A 20,105-nucleotide genomic window follows, 5' to 3' on the forward strand; every position below is an offset into this window, starting at 1 on the left:
TGGAAAATCAATATGAACCCCTCTTACAACAGATTGAAATCTGAAGGATAAAAACTCCACCCGAGGGTTTTAAAAAGGACTCATTAAATAAATTTAATTATTACCGATATATAAAACATGGTAAATATATAACACCGGGAAGGAATAAACAAAGATGAATAAACTCAGTACGAAAATAGGTTTTGTTCTTTTAACAGGCATGATCATTACATTAATTGGAAGTTTATTATTAATGTATAAAAGTACAAATGATACGGTTGAGAAAACAATCGCTATGAGCAGCTTAGACATAGCAAGCAACATCTCTCAAGGAATAAATCCAACATCTTATGCTGATTTTTTAAGTAATCAATCCGAAACCTCTACATATTGGGAGATACGCGAGCAGTTAGACGATTATAGACAAAAAACTGGAGCATTATATGTATATACATTGGGAATTGACGAAAATAGCGAAAAAGTCCATATTCTTATAGACGGAATGGGTAAGGAAAATAATAAAGCATCTCCCATTTTAACACCCACAACTGCAACTTCATTTCAGGATGTAGAAAGCGTCATGAAGGGAAAGGCTTCAACTACTTCCATCGTTCATGATCCTGAATATGGTGACTATTTATCCGTTTTCGTTCCAATAAAGAATGGTAACGAGGTCATTGGAATTCTAGGGGTGGATATCGATGCCAGCAAAGTCGATGCTACGGCCAGCAAGGTTCTGGGTGGCATCCTGCCCCTGATGATAATAATCTTGTAATCTTAATGGCGATCGTGGTGGGTGCACTAATATGGTTCTTGACTAAAAAGTTAAGCCCGCTTCTCAAGGTCAGCTTGGCTGCAAAGGAAATCTCAAATGGGGATTTATTAACAGCCAATAAACTGATTAGCAACACAAGGGTTAAGGGAAACGACGAAATCAAGGTTTTAGTGAAATCCTTTGAAGAAATGATCACCAATACAACTATGATCGTCAATTCCATGAAAAGCTCATCATTCCAGCTAATGGAATCATCAAGTGATATCGAGCATAAAATCAAAGAAATGGATACTTCCACACAATATATCGTTAATGGGATTCAGCAAGTTGCAGGAGCTGCGGAAGTACAATTGCACAGAAGTGAAGAATCATCGAGGGTCATCGAGGAAATGACTATTGGTATACAAAGAATTGCCGAAGCTTCTTCTGAAGTCAGCGAACAGACAAATCATGTTTCAACTAGGATGTCCAATGGAAATAAGGATATAAATGAACTCTCAAATCAAATTCTGCAAGTAAAAGATGTGATGCTGCAAACAAGTTCAAGAATAAAGAATTTGGACGATCAAGCAAATGAGATTGTGAATATTGTACATGTAATTACAGGAATTGCCGACCAAACAAACCTGCTATCACTAAATGCGGCAATTGAAGCTGCTAGAGCCGGTGAACAAGGTAAAGGTTTTGCGGTGGTATCGAACGAGGTACGGAAATTGGCAGTGGGCACGAAGGAATCTGCAATCCATATTCAAGAGTCCCTGCTTCATTTTAAATCCATCATAAATGAATCAGTGAAAATGATGGAAACTGGAACTAATGAGGTAGAAGAAGGGACAAAATTTGTGCTGAATACAAAGAAACTTTTAAACAGACTATAAAATCTTTTGAGCATGTTAGTGATCAGATTCAAGAAATATCAGCCATTACAGAGCAGCTGGCAGCAAGTTCTCAGGAAATCAATGCTTCGATAGAAGATTTTGCAGGGTTGACAAGGGAAACGGCAGCGGCTTCAAAGCAAGTGGCACAATCAACCGATCAACAAGCCAAATCCATGGAGGACATTTCCTTCTCCACCTCCTCAATGGTTAAGCTCGCTAATGACCTGGAAACATCTGTTGAACGGTTTAACGCTTAAACATCTCTAATCACCACTCTATTACTATATCAAGAAAGGGATTTTGCTATTCATGCAAAATCCCTTTCTTACTATTTTACTTAGTTGATTTTAGTTTCAAATCACCTTCATAAGGTATATGTTCCACTGTTATCGTTATATCTTTTCCCTCTTTATCTTTACCGATTCGTTTATAAGTGAATTTATTTTCATTAAGCTCTGTAATTTCAAGAACTGCGCCATATTTACTTTCCCCTAGTGAAACATGTGCTCTTATCTTATTTCCGTGAACAACATCGTAATAGCCGTAATCACCACGGCTTTCACCGGTTTTAGCATCAAAAAATTCATACTTATTTGTTTTATCATCATATTTTGCAAGACCTAAATAATTCGAGTTATAGCTTGATACATCATTTCCCTTTTCATCCAATGCCACTGTTCCTTGCCATGGGGTGCTTGATAAAATTTTATCTCCATCAACATCTGTTTCTACGTCCCCTGTGTAAGTTTCCAAATTTTTGTCTGGATCTGTAAATGAAAGTTCTGTTTCCGTATAAGGAATATGATCAACAAACACCTCTACGTCATTACCATTAGCATCTTTACCCATTCTTTTATAAGTAAACATATCCTTATTCAGTTCTGTTATTTCAACAACGGCCTGGTAACCCATCGATTCTGAAATTAGCACTCGCATCTTCCCATTGGTAATAAAGAAAGTTCCCTTATCCCCACGACTTTCTTTTGTATTTTTATCAAAAAATTCATATCTGGATGTTTCATCGTTATATTTTGCGAGACCAATAAAGTTAGCATTTTCCTTTGTTAAGTCATTATTATTCTTATCATAAACTTTTGTACCTTGCCAATTCGTGCCACTAAGAATTTTAGTCAATTCCTGGCCTGCTGTTAACTTATTTTCTTGTTTACTTTCTTTGGCAGTTTGTTCCTGCTTCTGTGCATTATGACTGTCTTGTGCGTTTGTGTTACATCCTGTTAGGGCCAATGTTAATCCAAGTAGTATAGATGATGAAATTTTTGCTTTTTTGTTCATTTTTTCGTCTCCTCATATCTTATTGTGATTTTAATTATGTAGCGGTGCAATTGACATTACAAAATGAAAGTATCGCAATCTGGTTATTTTGCTCCTGCTGTTAATAAAATTTGTTCAATCTCTTTAAATCCTTTTTCGCGGGCATGTTGTAAAGGGGTTACATTATTATTATCAGGAATGTTGACACCTGCACCATGATCTATTAACAATTGCACTGTTCGCTGCTGTTTTCCATCACCATCATTCAAAATGATAGCTTCTAGCAAAGCTGTCCAACCGAGATCATTTACATGATTCACATCCATATCAGTTTTAGTTAGGAGTTCTTTAATAACCTCTACATATCCATGTTCCGAAGCAGGGATTAAAGCCGTTCCTCCATAACGGTTTGTTATGGATGGGTCGGCACCTGCTTCAATCGTAAGTTTAACTAAATCAAGATAACCATCAGCACCGGCATACAAGAAGGGGCTATTTTTCATTTCATCCTGAATGTTGACGTCTGCACCCGCTTCAATAAGGATTTTTGCAGACTCTGCATCGTTGTTATAAGTCGCAATCATAGTGGCGGTTCGCCCTGCCGAGTCCTGTGTATTAATATCTGCACCTTCCTCAATCAAACTCCTTATTCTTTCTGTTTCTTTTCGTTCTACTGCTTGAATCAGTAATTCATTCATTCCCTTTCCTGACTCCTTTTGCTGTTTATTTGGCTCTCTTTCGCTATCTAAGGCACACCGTTGAAGGATGAATAGGCATCCGATGACAATCGTTAGCCGTCTCCACATGAAACACACCATCCTTTCATCCGCCCAAATGGATTTTCCGTCATCTTGATGCACCCAAAATGACTTGTGCTATAAATGTGTTTGAGGTTGCTTGATTATTTTTCTCCCTTTTATTTTTAGTTCTTTTCTCAATCCGTCTCCATTATATTAGGGCTTAATCTTAAACTCCCTCTAAACAATTTCTTAAAAAATGATTAACTTATTCATAAAGTTTCTTAAGGTTTTATAAAAAAATCCCGTCACCTTCGTGACGGGTCATAAAATATACTATTTAAACATTAAAGCGATACCCCGCTCCCCAAACAGTTTCCAAAAATTTAGGATGTGCAGGATTTCTTTCAATTTTTTCACGTAGTTTCCTGATATGGACAGTGACAGTCGAAACATCCGCAGCCGATTCCAATCCCCAAATATTTTCATAGAGCTGCTCTTTACTTAATACTTGATTAGGATGCATGACAAAAAACACTAAAGTATCGAATTCCTTTGTTGTAAACGGGACCACCTCCCCGTTTATGTGAACCCTGCGTGCTGACTTATCTATTGAAATTCCATGAACATAGATTGAATTAGATTTGGGGTGACTTCCTGATAAACGTTCATAACGCGCTAAGTGCGCTTTCACTCTTGCAACTAGTTCACTTGGACTAAAGGGCTTTGTAATATAATCATCCGCTCCTAGTCCAAGCCCCCGAATTTTATCAATATCTTCCTTTTTCGCAGATACAAGCAAAATTGGGATATTTTTTACAGCACGTATTTGTTTGCATATCTCAAAGCCATTTAACCCCGGAAGCATGATGTCCAAAATGATTAAATGATAATTTCCTTGAAGGGCCTGTTGGAGACCTGCATCACCAGTATGTTGAATATCGACACTAAAATCACTAATTTCCAAATAGTCCCTTTGTAGTTCTGCAATACTGACTTCGTCTTCAATAAGTAATATCTTTTTCACATTTCCTCACCTTTCTTTATGGAAAAGAAAACACTTGTACCTTTTCCTATCTCACTGGTAGCCCAGATATCTCCTCCATGCTCGTCGATAATTTTTTTTGCGATCGCAAGCCCTAAACCACTTCCACCTGTCAGGGAATTCCTAGATTGCTCAGCCCGATAAAAGCGGTTAAAAATATAAGGTAAAGCGGAAGATTCTATTCCATAACCATTATCTGTTACTTGTACAACTACATCATATAGTCCTTCATGCAGAGAAATGGAAATGTGTTTTTCATCTTTATTCATATACTTTACACAATTGCTGATCAGGTTGGCCAATACGCGTTTCAGTTTCTCTCTATCCGCTGACACGTATATCGGTTTATACAGCTGTTGAAGTTCAATTTGGATTCCTTGTTGAAGTAAATCCAGTTGAAGCTCTTCTACGTAGTCTTTCAAATATTTATCCATTCTGACTGTTTCAAAAGTGAATAGTTCCTTTTTTAAATCCAACTTTGAAAATAAAAACAATTCATCTATCAATGAATCCATATCCCTTGCTTTCAGGTATACCGTCGATAAATACTTATCCATTTTCTGCGGGGTGTTTGCTACCCCGTCTTTTATCCCCTCAACATAACCCATAATCGAAGTGATGGGTGTCTTCAAATCATGAGAAATATTGGAAAGAAGTTCTTTGCGATTTTCCTCATACTGAAGCTGGAGGTTTATGGACTCTTTTAACTTTTTTCTCATTTCCTCAAATTCCCTATTCATTTGTCCGATTTCATCATTCGAAGTCGCTTTGATTTCAAAGTTTAAATCTCCTGATTTTATCCGCTCCGCTCCCTCTTTAAGTATTGAGATAGGTTTGATGATGCTTCTTGAAACTAAATAATTTAAAAGTCCAATAATCATTACAAACAGTAATAACAATAGGGCGAATAAAATGGGAAATGACTCCCGAATCAGCTCGGCATAGGAACTTGCCTTTCTCATGACAAAAATGGTTCCTTCACTTTTATCCGAAAAATAAAAATCAAACTTCACATAAGTGAAAAAAGAGTCTTTCATTTTGATTGTGTCCCGTGTATTGATGTTCGTTTCTTCGAACATGGGAAGTGATTGAACCAAGCCTAGCTTATCAAGTGCGGGGGACGCATACTCAATGTCATTAACTTTTCTAACGACAATCTCAATATCTCCATGTTCAAGCTTCTTCAGCTGCTCTTCGTTCAGAAGCTGTTCAGGGTTATTTTTTGCCAAGAGCTTTAAATCGAGAAACACACTTTCTTCTGCTGCAGTCAAAGGTTTTTGGAGATAAGAGTTTTTATATAGATGCTCTATTGATTTTACATCACCTGTTATTGCAAAAATAAGTAAAAATCCAGCTGCTAAAAATAAAGTGATGGAAATAAGAATTACGCCAACATAGGACAACAGAAACCTCATTTTAATTGACAAATATTTTTCACCCCGTATCGATCTCTCGTTTTCTCTTTTAGAAGAGTTCACCGTTTATCTGCTGTTCCTGCATTTCCATGAATAATTTTCTTAGAACTTAAAAAAAGATATCACACAAATCTTAAAATTTTCTAAAATACTTGGAAAAAATCCTATTCTATTTTAGATCTGTATTTTTTTATTTGAAAAACTAAATGCTAAAATCCGCCTTCCTTACCGCCTACTGTCTGTCAAACCTCCCCGCCGCTAACATCTATCGGGGTATCGAATAGCCAATTATTAGGCAGGGGTGACCCATATTTCTTCAATCCATTGGGTTTTCAGTATTAAACAATTAAAAATCATGCTGTATAACCAAGTCTTTATTTAGTTTACCTGTGGTTTTTTAATTTATGAAAGTTTCAGATGATTTCCGAAATCAGCGCCTTTTCGCCGACTGTTTATCAAGCTTCCCCGCCGCAAGCATCTAGCGGGGGCCCGGCTAAGCTTGTTTTTTGTTTTAAAATTTTTTTAACACCTTTTATAATAATGATATTATTTATAAATTATCCAAGAATTATATATAGATGCACTTCAGTATTTTCATTAAAAATACGAAATTAATTAGGCGAAACCTTTATCAAGCACACGGAAAAGATCATGAGGGTTTATGAGTTTACTATTTGTCCCGAGTTTGTAAGACATAGAAAAAAGCGAACTTCCCCTTAAGGAAAGTCCGCTTTTTATAAATTTCAAGAAAAGTTCACCTGTTCTTCTTATTAATTTGGCAAGATGATCATTTGGTCATCCAATCTAATATCGTCAATCAACCAAAACCAATTATTTTTCGCATTATGCATTCTCCATTGTAATTTCATAGAAGATGCATCTTCAGGAACCTTAATCGATTTAACTTCATACTTATTCAAAACATGTCCATTTTTATTATCCGAAGCTGCTTTATTGTCATAAACGAGAACTTGTTGCTTTTCCCCATTATCAAAGACAGCAGTTACTTCAGCTGTTTGTGTTCCTTCTTGTTTATAGTGAGAAGCAAATCCTACGTATAGATCTTTTGCACCCTCAACTTTTACAGAAGGGGAAGTTAATGTACTATCAAAAAAGCCTTTTGATGCTGGTGAACCGTTATCATCCCATTCATCAGGATCCGCTACTAATATAACACCTTGTCCAAGTTCAAATTTGCTACGATCTTGGTCTTCCGCTTTTGTCCAAAATTCCTTTGTTGTGAAGCTCCACCCTTGCCACTCCTCTGTACCAGCTGGCATATTCGAGCTATTTGTAACCGACCAGCCGTTAGGAGCTGTATGGCTCCAACCTAGAATGGGACTTGGAATGTTTTCATTCACTGCTGGCTTTAATGCAGAGTCCAATTGGTCAAAACTTTCTCCAAGCATCATGTTGACGAATATATTTATATTCTTGGATCCAATTATTTGGCCTCCCTCGTAAGCAGTAATCGTGAATTGTGAAGAACCGGAACTTTCTTTACTAGGTATAGCTTTTATTGGCAAATTCTTTTCTTCAGATCCTGAAAGCTCATATTCAAGTTCATTGTGCTCCACACTCCACCCTTCAGGTGCATCAACTTTAATTTTTCCTTTTACACCATCATTTCCAAAGTTTTCCATCTTCACTTGGAGTGTAGTCGATTCACCTGTCGTTACCAATGATGGAGAAGCTTGTACAGAGACCATTTCCAGCGCTTTTGTCTGACCATCAGCCAGTAACACCTTTTTACTGCTATTGTTAAATGAATCCAGTGCTTGTACCTTAATTTCATAATCTGTTCCTGGCTTAAGTCCGGTTACAGGGAACTCTAAATTCTTTGGCACAGGATCAAGATAGAATTCAGAAAATGCGGTGAAATCTGCGTCTAGCTCCCCTGATTCCTTGTTTTTGGCCGTTATGTGATATGAATGTACGAGCACATTATCTTTCGCCTGGGGAAATGTCACATTTAAACTTCTTAGTGTCGATTTTTCTTTTACAATCGAAGCCTTGTCTTTACCTGCAAAAGACGGTGACAACTGATCTCGGTCGTCTGTATATTTAAATTTATTATTTTTAGAAGGATTTTTTATTACCCATGGTTTTCCTGTCCAATCGTCTTTATGAAAGTCACGTTTTTTAATGATAACTTCATTATTATATACTTCTACAATCATTCCTTGACTAATATCCCGATATCCTTCTGGATGAAACCCTTGAAGTTTACCCGGTTCTAATTCCAAATAACTCACAGAAGACGTGCCAACAGACGTAAAGTCTTTTTGATGAATCGTTCTCGGGTCCTCAAGTGGATAATGAGAATGGCCTGAAAATGTAATAACTTGTGGATGTTTCTTTAACGTATCATATAAAAGTTCTTTGTTTTCCTGAGTCCCCCACAAGTCACTTCCATATACAGTGTCTTTAATGTGTTGATGAAGAAAAACAAAGATTGGTTGGTCCGGATTCTCTTTTTCTGCTGCAGCTAACTTTTCACCTAGCCAGTTAATTTGATTAACAGAATATAAACCATGCGTATTACCATTTTCGGGACTTAACGCAATAAAATCATATCCATTTACTTTTTTATGATAGTAAAGGGAATCCATTCCTGATTTCTCGAGAAAACGATCTTGTGCTTTTTCAACGGAAAGTCCATTCCAATAATCATGGTTTCCCATTGTAAACATGGATTGGACATCAGCTTGTTTCTTCTCATTATAAATGGAGAAGAACTTATCATATTCAGTAGCGTATCCATAGTCCGTTAAATCCCCAACGACCACAAAAGCATCCTGTTTAGGCGCAGCTTTGTTTAATTGATCCATGGCTGTTCTAAACTTGTTCATATCAGCAGTTGATCCATCATCAATATGTACATCACTGATTACAGGAAAAACGAGCTCCGGTTTACGCTTATTTTCTGAATTTGAAGATTCCGAGAATGCTTGTACACTTGATAAAGAAGTTGTTACTCCTACCGTTACAACTGTCAACATTGCAGCAAATTTATTTTTCGCTTTCAAAATCAATTCCTCCTATTTATCGTTTAGCCCCATACATTATGTAATCATTTTGAAAATAGACAAATATCCTCCTCAATTTATAATTTTTAGGTAATTACCAATTAAAATACTACCTTTGCATTATTAATAAAATATAAGAACAATGTAATTTATATATTAATAAATCGAAAAAAGGCCTATGGCCAGCATTCGTTCCATTAATGGGAATGGAGTACTATTCCTTCACTACATAACTATTCAACAGGCTGTGTGAATAAAAGTCCAATCACCTATGAAACAGAATATATTTATAAAAACGGTGTGAAAATTGGTTATGTGCAGCTAAAAGGAAGTGCGTATTGTCATACGGCTTGGGGATACTTAAAGTTTTATTCGGCTGCTCCGTATGATTATTATGCAAATGTTTGGGTGGATAGTTTTAATGGCACAACAAAGAGAGCATTTACACGTTGTGCCAGTTCCGGTGGTAACGGTTGGATCATGAAAGGTCAGACGTCCTGATATACTGCACAATTATGGAATTTAAATCCGTATAATGCTTTGGCCAAAGCAGGTATTTATTCTTCAAGTGGTGCTCTCATTATTTCTGCGAACACTGGTTGTTATTAATAGGTTATAAAAGGGGCCCTACAGCGGAAAAAGCTACTATACAGTCGATTCCCCATTGCTTCAGTTTATTGACAAAAGGCATTCGGAAAGAATTCCGAATGCCTTTTATGAATTTAATCGCATACCATGCTTTTTTGAATCAGCGAAAATACGATTGCAGGTAACTACTTAGTTTGAACCAAGACAATTTCGTCAATAATAGGAATCTCTCTTTTTAATAAAGATAAGAGAGTGTCTTCGATTATATTGTCGATTTCACAAACCGTTATGGCAGCACCAATGATTTTGGAACGTTCATTGGCCATACGTGCTATATTGATCCCTTTTTGATAAAGAATATCCGATAATTCTGCAATAACCCCTTTTTGATCGGAATGGCGGATCACAAGTGTTGGCCGTTCTCCTGAAAATTCAAATGGATATTCATCGAATTCCTGAACCTCCACTTTTCCACCGCCTAAAGAGCTGGCCAAAACCTTTACAGTACGTGCGCCCCCTGTCAATTCTACGAGAACGGTATTCGGATGATAGCTTCCGAGCACCCTTTTCGTGAATTCATATTGTAAGCCATTTTCCTCAGCAATTTTTTTTGCATTTGGAATGCCATCATCCATGGTAGATAGCCCAAGAACACCGGCCAATAAAGCTAGGTCGGTACCATGGCCTTGATAGGTTTCGGCAAAAGAGCCCATCAGCGAGAACTTTACATATATTGGTTTTTCATTTAAAAGCTGGCGGGCAATATTCCCGATTCGAACAGCTCCGGCTGTATGGGAACTCGAAGGGCCAAACATTACGGGCCCGATGATTTCATACGCACTTTGGTATTTTGCCGGCCCACTGCCCATCAAGCTTTAGTAAATCATTATCATACGTTACTTTTATGTAATAAGATGGTAAGTAAGGTTTTTAGAGTAAGAAATAGCAGCTCCCGCTTATTGAAGTAAGGCAGTTAGAACAATAAAGGATGCGCCAAAACAGTCACATAAAAGCATGTGATATAAATTTTCATAACCAGTGTTTTGGATATTGTCTTGCTTGAAATAAATTATTATAAATCATCGATAAAAATACTAATAATAAAGTGCCTATTACAATTGAAGTCAGGAATCCCCAACCAGCTTGAGAATTGATCGAAACAAGGGCACTAGCTGCTGCGGGCGGGTGAACAGTTTTTGTAAAAGTCATTATAATTAATACAATGGCCAATACGAGACCGATAATGAATAAGCTTTTACCAAAGATGCTCCAAATGATAAGAGCTATTGTTGTAGAGATAATATGTCCTCCAATAACATTACGGGGTTGTGACAAGAGACTTTTATGCGCACCAAAAACAATGACACAGCTCGCCCCAAGAGGAGCTAATGCCATCGGATACCCTAAATAGACAGCTATAAAACTAATAATGATTATAGCAATGAGCCCACCCATAGCTGAAACAAAGGAATCGACATAATCAATTCTATCCTTTTCCCTAGCTTCACCCTTCATTTTCTTTAAATACGCTGTTAGAGCTATGTTTTGTTGATTGCTCCAACTTTTTTCAACACTTTTTTCGAATTCCATAATTTCTATTTTCCTCACGTTTTCTAAGTAATCGACAAGTCGACAGGTTTTTATATATTGTTATCTTACAGGAAAACAATGAATTTTTAAATATATATCTGAATATTCATTTATTGATTCCCGTAAAACAGTTATCATCCCCCACTTTTTAGTCTGTGAATCAATATTCATTGGCATACCATTAAGGATTTACAGTAAAAGAGAGTATAGATTAGTATCAAATGAAACATCATTTTGGTACATATAATTTCTTAATATCCCTTCCTTTTTGAAACCTAAATTGATCAACAATTTGTTGGATGCTTTATTTTCAATAAAAACGATTGCTCCAATACGCGTTAATTCAAGCTCTTTAAAACCATAAGAAATCACTTTACTGACAGCTTCTGTTGCATAACCGTTACCCCAATATTTTGGGAAAAGTGCATAGCTCAGTTCTGCTCTTTTATGTTCATGAGACCATTCTTGAAATCCAATCGTTCCAATAATGCCCTCCTTTCCTTTCCATTCAATTCCCCATTTAATTCCATGTTTTTCTTCGTAACTCTTTGAAAAATTCCTAATGATTTGCTTCACCTGATCTGTATTTGTTAATGGAGTTTGCCCATAATATCTTAATACATCTGGATTGGAAAAACATTTTAATAGATCTGCTGCATCACCTTCAACCAATTCTCTCAAGACCAACCGCTTTGTTTCTAAAATCGGAAACATTTTTCCACTCCCTTTGCTATAATTAGATCTATATCGTACCAGCGACGCACCTCAATAACACCCGTACCCAATACTTCCTAAACCGGCTGCCTTATAATTAAGAACACACCCTTATCTTTTTAAGGGCTTCGTTGTTTCACCCACCAGGATTCCCCATTATGTTCCATAGTTATTACGACATTTCCTTTCTTGTGTCCTTTCTCTACATACCTATGGGCTTGAACTAATTCTTCAAACGCATAACATCTGTCAATGATCACTTTTAACTTCCCTGCTTCAACAAGCTCCTTGAGGAAGTTTAGAGCTTCGGGAGTTTCTGGTGAATTTTGACTCAATATCAGCTTCTTGCCGGTTGTCAATTTAGTCCATAGCATTCGAACACCTGGTACCGGTACTGTGACATTTAGATAGGTTCCGTCCTTCTTCAACGATTTCATACAAGCTGAAAACGGACTCTTGTTTACCGCTTCAAAGATAACATCATAGGTCCCACCATCTCTGGAAAAATCCTCTGAAGTGTAATCGATGACCTTATCGGCTCCAAGAGATTTTACCAATTCTACATTCGCGGTACTGCAAACCCCTGTAACTTTTGCTCCGAAATACTTGGCAATTTGTACTGCATAACTTCCTACACTCCCTGAAGCACCATAGACAAGAACCTTTTGACCACTCTGAACGTTAGCTTTTCTAAGATAAAACAATGCTGTACGTGCCCCGATTGGAATGGCTGCGGCTTCCTCAAAAGATATATTATTAGGTTTTATGGAAACGGGCCCGTCTTCACGCAAGCACTTATACTCGGCATAAGCACCATAGCCCACTTGGGAAGCTGCAAAAATCTGGTCACCTGCTTTAAACAGCTTGACATCTTTGCCCACCGACTCAACTTCTCCAGATAACTCCAAGCCCAATATGGTTTTCTTGGGACGTCTTAATCCCATAATAATCCGAGCTGGCAGCCAAACAGAGAGGGGAACTGTAAAGCTCCGTGACCGAATATCCCCCATTGTTACCGTTGCCGCTTTTACTTTTATCAGTATTTCATTCTCCTTAGGATCCGGTTTTTCTACCTCTTTCAAATGAAGAACGTCAGGGGGACCGTACTTGGTGTACACGATTGCTTTCATTAATCCTCCTCCAATTCGTTATATTCACTTAAAATTTACTAACCTTCAATAACTGTACTTGAACTATCCTGCTCCATTCGTTGAATAAAGAATACCGAATTGTCGAAATGGAAAATTGATTATTCCGGATACATACTCTCCAAAAGCTATCAACTTTTGAATAATCTCTTTAAACGCGTTCACATTAGCTTACTCGCCTTCATTTATCTTCATGCCTCTAATAAGAACTCAGCCACCTTAGGACGAGTAAACTCAAATGACGATAATTACCTTCCTGAGCATTTCCTGGCCTAATCCCATACATATTAATCTATCTTCATCTTTGTATGGGGAGTTCTAACATTTTTTGCAGGAGAAACCGTGTTCTAAGAATATGGTTTTATTCCTATTTTAAGCGGGTCAAACTGGCTAAAGATTTCTTCGGCATCGTATGACATAATAACCGGATCACCCGTAAACTATTTTTAATGAAGGTTTACTCCAATTTATATTTCCATATCAATTCCTATTATTATAAGAAAAAATCCATTCGTTTCTGAATGGATTTTAATCAATCGCTTGCTCCCTGATGCTTAAAATTAAAATGTAATGCCCCCTCGTACTTGCTATCAATCTACAACAGTTTTGGATTGATTTTGATCTAAAACCTAGCCACTCTGTCTATAAGCACTCCACTTTTATGATGTTCAGCATATAATATTAGTCTGATTATCAAATTACATAAAGTTCTCCCCCCTAAACGATTATGCTTTCATGTTTTAGATTCAATAAAAGCAGCAGCTCCCGCCACAGCTAAGACCAATAAGATTGGAAAAGCAGCAGGAAAATAATAATAAGTAAGTACAGAAATAAGGGAACACCAAAACCCTACACACCAATAACAACTTAAAAGCGAACCTATGAAATAACGGAGTCCTGATCCTTTTATTTCAATGATTTCCTCCAGTTGTCCAGAGGCATTTTCTTTGATGGTGGCAGTCAAGAAAGGTTTTCTGATGAATGAAGTGATTTCGTCAAATACAATTAAATGAGTTAACCGGAAGGTAGCCAATATTAAAATGATAAAATCAAGCCATTTAATAGCCAACACCTATTCGCCTCCTAATCTTCCCTTTTAATATTTTATGATTTGAATTTAGATTATATAAATATACATTTATAAATCCCGTAATTTTATTAGCCCATTTTCCAAGAAAAATGTACCCATAAAAAGATATCCCCATAGTATGTTAATGTGTTCAAAACCTGATACTGAAGGGAAAGATGTTTGATGAAAAAAAGAAACGTCAAATCTATTCAGGGCCGACAAGTGGTACCGAACCCCATCGGACCTGAATGTATTCGAGTTACAAAAGTATATGACTGGGTTGTTCTAACAAATCGTGATCGCAATAAAGTTCAAATACCTGAGGCATGTTTTGCAGCAATTGAAGATGCACGTCATGATGGTAATACGATAACAGCTACTTGTTCGGAAGTAGCTGGTACACGAAGCTGTGATTTTATCGGAGCAACTCCAGCTAACATTCCTACTGTTCCAGGTGCCCAAATTGTTTCCCTTGCCTTCCATGTCCATATCCGCGTTCAATTCTTTTGCAATGGAGAACCACTACCAGGTTGTAATTTCGTAGTACCTGTTAGTTTCATGGATGAAGTAATCCTATGTTTCCCAGAGGGAACAGAAATCAACTGTAATATTTTCGATGTTCAATGTACAGTTGTTTTAAATCAAATGCTTGGTGACATGGTTGTACTTGATGTGACCATGTGTAAAGATGTTCAAGTCGAGGCTGAGGTTAAGCTAGAGGTCGAGGCTAAGTTCTGTGGACCACGTCCTGTCATTCCAATTGAAGAAGAAGGCTTCGTGTGCCCAACACCACGATTCCCTCAACAATGCCCGACCTTCTTCCCGACATTGAACTGCGACTGCCAAGGTGCAGCAGAATTTGATGGTGAAGCAACCATCCTTGTATTTGAGGACGGTCTAGGTGGTTCAACATCAGGGAACCTAGATTTGACTGCCCTGGTTTGTGACCAATGTACCCTTTCTGGCAGCAGGATTCAAGTTACCTTCATCGATACATTAGGACCTACTCCTACACCAACTGGAACCCCAGGAGAAGCTGATATTGACCAAAGCTTCACGTTTACAGCCAATGACTTTAACCAGCCTACATGTGCTACAGATGCTGCTGGAGTAGTTACTGGGCTTACTGTAACTGGTACTGGTGTTATAACCCCAGCCGGAGGTGTACCAGAAAACGCGACATTCACACTGACTCTAACTGATGCTGATCCTACGGGAGATGCTGCTACACTTGTAATAACTGGCGCAACTACAAGCGTCACTATTGCTCTGACAGAATTAGCTAACCCTGGATTAGAGGTTGAAGCAGGAGATTGCGATCGTTTTCCAGTATAAAAATAAAAACCCGAGGGATGATACTCTCTCGGTTTTTTTTTGTAAAGAAACTTGGAAAATCTGATATCATTATTTACTTCAACACTTAGTAAATACATCCCGCATTTTAGGCCACCCATTTATTAATTATTAGGTTACATATAGATTCATGTTTTCATATTTATAGAGCATACCTATAAAAGGAGAGAAAAAAATGGCATCTGATAAGCTAAGACGTAAAGTAAGAAGAAAATTAGGAATGCCTAACCTGCAGCCCGCTCAACAACATCAACAATTCACTCCCTCAGCCCTCCAGGTTCGGCCAGTACGGGCAAAAGGTTGTTGTGGAAAAAACAAATGATCCAGGTGTAATATCCGGTACTTTTTACATGACCAATCATGTTAGGCAAAAATTGATTTCTCATTGTAAACGAGAACTTCCTTATGAAGCCTGTGGACTGCTTTCAGGGGGAAATGGGATTGCAGAAACAATTTGGCCAATGGAAAATGTAAATAGGAGCTCCTTTTCCTTCTCGATGGATTTAGATCAAATTCGTCATGTATTTGAACTTATCGATAGGAGGAACGAAGATTTTATCGGTATCTACCATTCCCACCCAACAGATAGTGCTTATCCGTCAGAAGGAGATATTACTTTAAATAACTACCCAGAGGTAGGTCACCTTATTATTTCGTTTGCAAACTCGACGCCTGATTTAAAATGTTTCCAACTAACAGGAAAAAAAGTCTTTCCGATACAATTAAAATTCGTAAACTGAATTTAGTGAATAAGATACTCGCACCTCTTCCTTTATGAATTCAAGGTTGAATTTGCGAGTATTATTTTTTCTTTATTTCCCTACAATGTTAAATTAATTTTTGTTTTCCAATTTAGGAAAACTGATCATTCCACTTTTTTACTAAGTCGGAAAGTTTATATTCTTCTCCATCCAGAATCATATCAAGGGCATGCCCGAAATCAATGGCAACCTTCTGGGTCAATTTTGCAATTCTTGGAGCTAAAATGGTTGCCGGGATCCCAGCGGAAATTAATGCTATTTCCCACTCCTGATTTGACTGAAGCTCATTTTGTACTCTAATTAACTCGTCATACCCATCTAAACCTATACTGCCAGTAATTTGTATGCCTTGTTCTCTAAAAACGATTTCTGCTTCTTTTGAACGGCGTCCAACAAGAAATACCTTCTTATTACTCAGCCATGGCCATAATGTCCCCTCGTCCAAGAGGCTCTGCATGATCCAAGCACAACAAGCTTTCGTAGGCATGAACTTCAGTTGTTCAAGTACAGTTCTAGTTTGTTTTGCCCAAGGATCCAGTCGCCAAGGAGCTATCAAACCAGCAATATCAGTATCCCGCAATGACCGGACCAATTCCCTCCTGATTACCTCAGGTGCATGTGATACGCCCGCATAAGATTCATACCGTTTAAATTCCTGTACAAGTAATCCATTAGCTGGATAGCTTAAATAGCTTATTTCACCGATTCCAAAACGAGCAAGAGAAAAGCCTCTATTCTGTTTTATCGCTTGGTCCAATAATTTTATCACTTTCCTATTATCTAATAAGTATTTCTCAAAGTGATAATTTCCTTCAATCACCCCACTCTCACCCCCTGTTTCCTATGCCATTAAATCTATCACCTTATCGTTTCTTCGTTAATAATAAGGAAATTTGATTGCTTGAACTGATTTCCAGATCTTGTTCTTTAAAAAATACAAAAGCCTCTACACGAATGTTGCTGTTTTCTTCAGGTTGAAGGACGCTTATTTGTAAGTTAGTTAAAGATTCTGTTTGCCTAGGGTTTATATGTTTAGATTGAATTGGACATATCCAGGTTTCACCCTTCTCCATTTCTTCAAACCATTCCTCATTCATATATTGCCACCCTTTTGTTTCTTCATTTTTCATGACCCCCAAAGTTTCGGCAACATTGGGCGGCAATATTTGTCCAGATATTTTTATACTTTCTGAAGGGCTGGAACGCAGACAGATAACTGGATTCCGCAAAACCTCCGTACCTATATTTTTAATATGAAGATTTCCAATAAGCTTGATTTTGTTACGTTCTTCAAGTTCTTCAATAAAAATATGATAATCCAAAAACACTTCTGCTTCTTTTCTTTTAGTAATAGTTGGTTTCTTTAATAAAAACTTTTTCTTTTCTGGTAAACTTTTTTCTTTTTGCATGGCAGGCTCTAAATTTATCCCAATATTTTCAGGATGGATAAACATGTTTGAGAAAATTTCAATTGGAACTAATGACAAAACAGATAAAGGTGAACTTTCGTGAAATCTAGCCAATATTCCTATAGTTATGGACATCGCATATTTCTCACCAAGTTTTCCCCAAAAATCTTCATCCGTAAAAACAGGATACATAATCTGAATATTAATAAAAGGGTTATTTGCGTTTCTGACTACCTCATTAGATTTAAATTTTGTTCCAGTCCTTTTACATTCATAATGAAAGATATTCAATAACTTTTTATTAGCAGATTTTGAATTGTGAACTAATTCAAGAATGGGCTCTTTTATTCCTGGAATTTCAAAGAGTGAAAAGTATACATGAAAATCAGCCCTTTCTGATTCATTCTTATCATCCATGAGAATCACCTTTGCCCCGCATGCAGATAGGAATGTTTGAATATACTCCAACACCTTCCTTTCTAGAAGGTGCTTTCTAAAGGTGTTATATTTAACATCATAGTCGGAAGAAATGACAATCCTTTTACCATGCAATGCAGAACATAATTGTACTTTCTGATTTTCAGTATCTGGCTGCACCTCAAAACCCAATTCCCTAAAAAGATAAGTAAATGCCGGGAGAGACTCATAGGGGATGGTTCCTGCCCCCATATCTCCCACTTCTACTTTAATATCCATTTATGTATCCCCCTTTTTGTTAACCCTGGTAACAGATTTACTATTTAAAAGGATTAATTAATACCGTGCGGCTCTTTTCCCACAATCCTATATCACCCAATAATTATAATATGTAAGAGGAATGAAGAAATGATAAAGAAAAACACTCAGCAGACTCTAATTGCTTGTGTAAGTTTGTGTTTACAATATAAAAGGAAATGTAGTGCCTCCATCCATGTAAATGAATTTTATGAGGGAATCAAAAAGGTGATAAATATAATCACCTTTTTGAAATACGGTACATATAACTATTATGGAATCATTTATAAAGGGATCAGCATTTGATTAAAACCAGTCACATGAATATTGAAAAATTGAAATCAAAGATTTTTCGGTCAAGATGATCAATTTATGAGGAGGAATTTTCTTTTGTCTACCATACCCCTACAATGATTTGGATGTCGCGGTGTTCCTAAATCATGAAGCAACACCAACACTATGACGAACGGTACTCCACACCCATAAAAATCTTGATAAACATCTCCGCATAGGAACTTCTTGGTCATTTACAGTCGCTCAATCTCAACCTGTCTAATTGATTCCTTATTAGTAATGGCTGGAGATTGTGCCTGTTCACACGTGATCAAAAATAAGGAGTGGTTATTTTGTATACAGATGATGAAAAAGCCAATGAAATTCAAAAAAGCAAATTGAATAAAATAACTCCAGTTCAACTTCAGCAAATGATCATTCATCTTAGATCTGAACTTTCCCTATACAAATCAAAAGTTAATGAATACGAAGTCGATTATAGTAAAAAGAAAATAAGAAAACTAATAAAACACAATGAAGAAATGGTAAATGAACAAAGAACATATCAAGAACTAATCAATCGGAAGGAACATGAAAGAAAGAGTGCAGAAACCAAGGTTCAGAAATTGGAAGAAGAAATTAAGAAATATAAGGCTGAACTAAAGTACTTTAAAGAATCCAAAACAAACGACGAAAAGAAAAATAACGACATAAAAACTCTTGGAGATAAGAATAAATTATTACAAAGTGAAATTGCTTCTCTTCAAAAGAAAGTTAAAGATTATGAGTCTGCTCAAAAACAATATGTTAAAAATGAGGAATATAAAAGCCACGATGGTTTTCAAAAAATGGCGGATGGGCTTACAGAGGTGAAATCCCTTCTTGCTCCAGTCAATAAAAAAATAACTAACTTAGATGTACAAAGCATAAATTTAGAGATTGAGAAATTAGTTGAGAAAGTTATGTTTTATTTTCACGAGCAAAATATTTTCAAAAATGAAATTCAAGAGTTAAGAGGAACCATTCAATCTCTCAACGAAAAAGAAATGAATTATAAAAATGAAATGAATCAGCTTACTAAAACCATTGATCTCTTATACGATCAAGAAAAGCAATATAAAGTGGAGATGAATCATTTAGAAAAAACACTTTCAGATAAGGAAGAGCAGCATAAAAAAGATATAAAAAAATATAAGAAAGAAATTGATCATTACATTTCAAAGATTAGCCAACTATCCGAACAGGAAAGTCAATTTAAGGTGGACATTGCTAATTTAGAACAGATGATTTCCGATCTAAAGGAAAAAGAGTCCTACCATCAACAAGAAATCCATCAGTTAAATCAAACGATTAGCG

At 36.8% G+C, this 20,105-nt stretch carries 18 protein-coding genes; 6 read left to right on the forward strand and 12 right to left on the reverse strand.

Going from position 1 to position 20,105, the window contains the following annotated elements; translation table 11 throughout:
• Positions 1 to 154 precede the first annotated feature (154 nt).
• From NYE65_RS26980 to NYE65_RS26990, 3 genes are all read left to right on the forward strand, one after another.
• On the forward strand, positions 155 to 754 hold the full coding sequence (locus NYE65_RS26980) for a hypothetical protein (protein WP_340862307.1): 600 nt from the start codon (positions 155 to 157) through the stop codon (positions 752 to 754).
• Positions 755 to 792: 38 nt separating this feature from the next.
• Positions 793 to 1,632 carry a methyl-accepting chemotaxis protein gene (locus NYE65_RS26985; RefSeq protein WP_340862308.1) on the forward strand — a complete coding sequence of 280 codons (840 nt, stop codon included), beginning with the start codon at positions 793 to 795 and terminating at the stop codon, positions 1,630 to 1,632.
• Between the two features lie 107 nt (positions 1,633 to 1,739).
• Complete coding sequence (locus NYE65_RS26990) at positions 1,740 to 1,889, forward strand: hypothetical protein (RefSeq protein ID WP_340862309.1); 150 nt, start codon at positions 1,740 to 1,742, stop codon at positions 1,887 to 1,889.
• A gap of 76 nt (positions 1,890 to 1,965) precedes the next feature.
• Here NYE65_RS26990 and NYE65_RS26995 read toward each other — a convergent pair whose 3' ends face one another.
• The 10 genes from NYE65_RS26995 to NYE65_RS27040 form a co-directional block, all read right to left on the reverse strand.
• Complete coding sequence (locus NYE65_RS26995) at positions 1,966 to 2,925, reverse strand: DUF4822 domain-containing protein (protein ID WP_340862310.1); 960 nt, start codon at positions 2,923 to 2,925, stop codon at positions 1,966 to 1,968.
• 83 nt (positions 2,926 to 3,008) lie between these two features.
• Positions 3,009 to 3,710: an ankyrin repeat domain-containing protein gene (locus NYE65_RS27000; RefSeq protein ID WP_340862311.1), complete on the reverse strand. Its 702-nt coding sequence runs from the start codon at positions 3,708 to 3,710 to the stop codon at positions 3,009 to 3,011.
• 271 nt (positions 3,711 to 3,981) lie between these two features.
• Positions 3,982 to 4,668, reverse strand: coding sequence for a response regulator transcription factor (locus NYE65_RS27005; RefSeq protein ID WP_034307161.1), 687 nt, complete (start codon positions 4,666 to 4,668; stop codon positions 3,982 to 3,984).
• The gene (locus tag NYE65_RS27010) at positions 4,665 to 6,113 is read right to left on the reverse strand and encodes a sensor histidine kinase (protein ID WP_328178152.1); all 1,449 of its coding nucleotides are present in this window, start codon (positions 6,111 to 6,113) and stop codon (positions 4,665 to 4,667) included. The genes NYE65_RS27005 and NYE65_RS27010 overlap by 4 nt, the downstream gene beginning before the upstream one ends.
• 758 nt (positions 6,114 to 6,871) lie before the next feature.
• Positions 6,872 to 9,130, reverse strand: coding sequence for a metallophosphoesterase (locus NYE65_RS27015; RefSeq protein ID WP_340862312.1), 2,259 nt, complete (start codon positions 9,128 to 9,130; stop codon positions 6,872 to 6,874).
• Positions 9,131 to 9,903: 773 nt separating this feature from the next.
• On the reverse strand, positions 9,904 to 10,587 hold the full coding sequence (gene sdaAB, locus NYE65_RS27020) for an L-serine ammonia-lyase, iron-sulfur-dependent subunit beta (protein ID WP_340862320.1): 684 nt from the start codon (positions 10,585 to 10,587) through the stop codon (positions 9,904 to 9,906).
• A 160-nt stretch (positions 10,588 to 10,747) separates the two neighbouring features.
• On the reverse strand, positions 10,748 to 11,308 hold the full coding sequence (locus NYE65_RS27025) for an HPP family protein (protein WP_340862313.1): 561 nt from the start codon (positions 11,306 to 11,308) through the stop codon (positions 10,748 to 10,750).
• Between the two features lie 189 nt (positions 11,309 to 11,497).
• Positions 11,498 to 12,022: a GNAT family N-acetyltransferase gene (locus tag NYE65_RS27030; RefSeq protein WP_239858253.1), complete on the reverse strand. Its 525-nt coding sequence runs from the start codon at positions 12,020 to 12,022 to the stop codon at positions 11,498 to 11,500.
• 119 nt (positions 12,023 to 12,141) lie between these two features.
• Complete coding sequence (locus NYE65_RS27035; protein WP_340862314.1) at positions 12,142 to 13,152, reverse strand: NAD(P)-dependent alcohol dehydrogenase; 1,011 nt, start codon at positions 13,150 to 13,152, stop codon at positions 12,142 to 12,144.
• Between the two features lie 751 nt (positions 13,153 to 13,903).
• Positions 13,904 to 14,242, reverse strand: a complete 339-nt coding sequence (locus tag NYE65_RS27040) for a DUF1360 domain-containing protein (protein ID WP_328178156.1) — start codon at positions 14,240 to 14,242, stop codon at positions 13,904 to 13,906.
• A gap of 219 nt (positions 14,243 to 14,461) precedes the next feature.
• Between NYE65_RS27040 and NYE65_RS27045 the strand changes: the two genes are divergently transcribed.
• Positions 14,462 to 15,574 (forward strand): hypothetical protein, encoded by a 1,113-nt coding sequence (locus NYE65_RS27045; RefSeq protein ID WP_328178157.1) that lies wholly within the window; start codon positions 14,462 to 14,464, stop codon positions 15,572 to 15,574.
• Positions 15,575 to 15,897: 323 nt separating this feature from the next.
• Complete coding sequence (locus NYE65_RS27050) at positions 15,898 to 16,332, forward strand: M67 family metallopeptidase (RefSeq protein WP_340862315.1); 435 nt, start codon at positions 15,898 to 15,900, stop codon at positions 16,330 to 16,332.
• Between the two features lie 112 nt (positions 16,333 to 16,444).
• On the opposite strand, the gene NYE65_RS27055 is transcribed toward NYE65_RS27050, so the two are convergent.
• Positions 16,445 to 17,173 carry a GT-D fold domain-containing protein gene (locus tag NYE65_RS27055; protein ID WP_340862316.1) on the reverse strand — a complete coding sequence of 243 codons (729 nt, stop codon included), beginning with the start codon at positions 17,171 to 17,173 and terminating at the stop codon, positions 16,445 to 16,447.
• A gap of 43 nt (positions 17,174 to 17,216) precedes the next feature.
• Positions 17,217 to 18,458, reverse strand: coding sequence for a hypothetical protein (locus NYE65_RS27060; RefSeq protein ID WP_340862317.1), 1,242 nt, complete (start codon positions 18,456 to 18,458; stop codon positions 17,217 to 17,219).
• Between the two features lie 644 nt (positions 18,459 to 19,102).
• On the opposite strand from NYE65_RS27060, the gene NYE65_RS27065 reads away from it, so the two are divergent.
• Positions 19,103 to 20,105, forward strand: a 1,003-nt coding sequence (locus NYE65_RS27065) for a hypothetical protein (protein WP_340862318.1), incomplete at its 3' end; no start/stop codon positions are given.

The organism is Peribacillus sp. FSL R5-0717 (assembly GCF_038002945.1).
Lineage (GTDB): Bacteria > Bacillota > Bacilli > Bacillales > DSM-1321 > Peribacillus > Peribacillus frigoritolerans.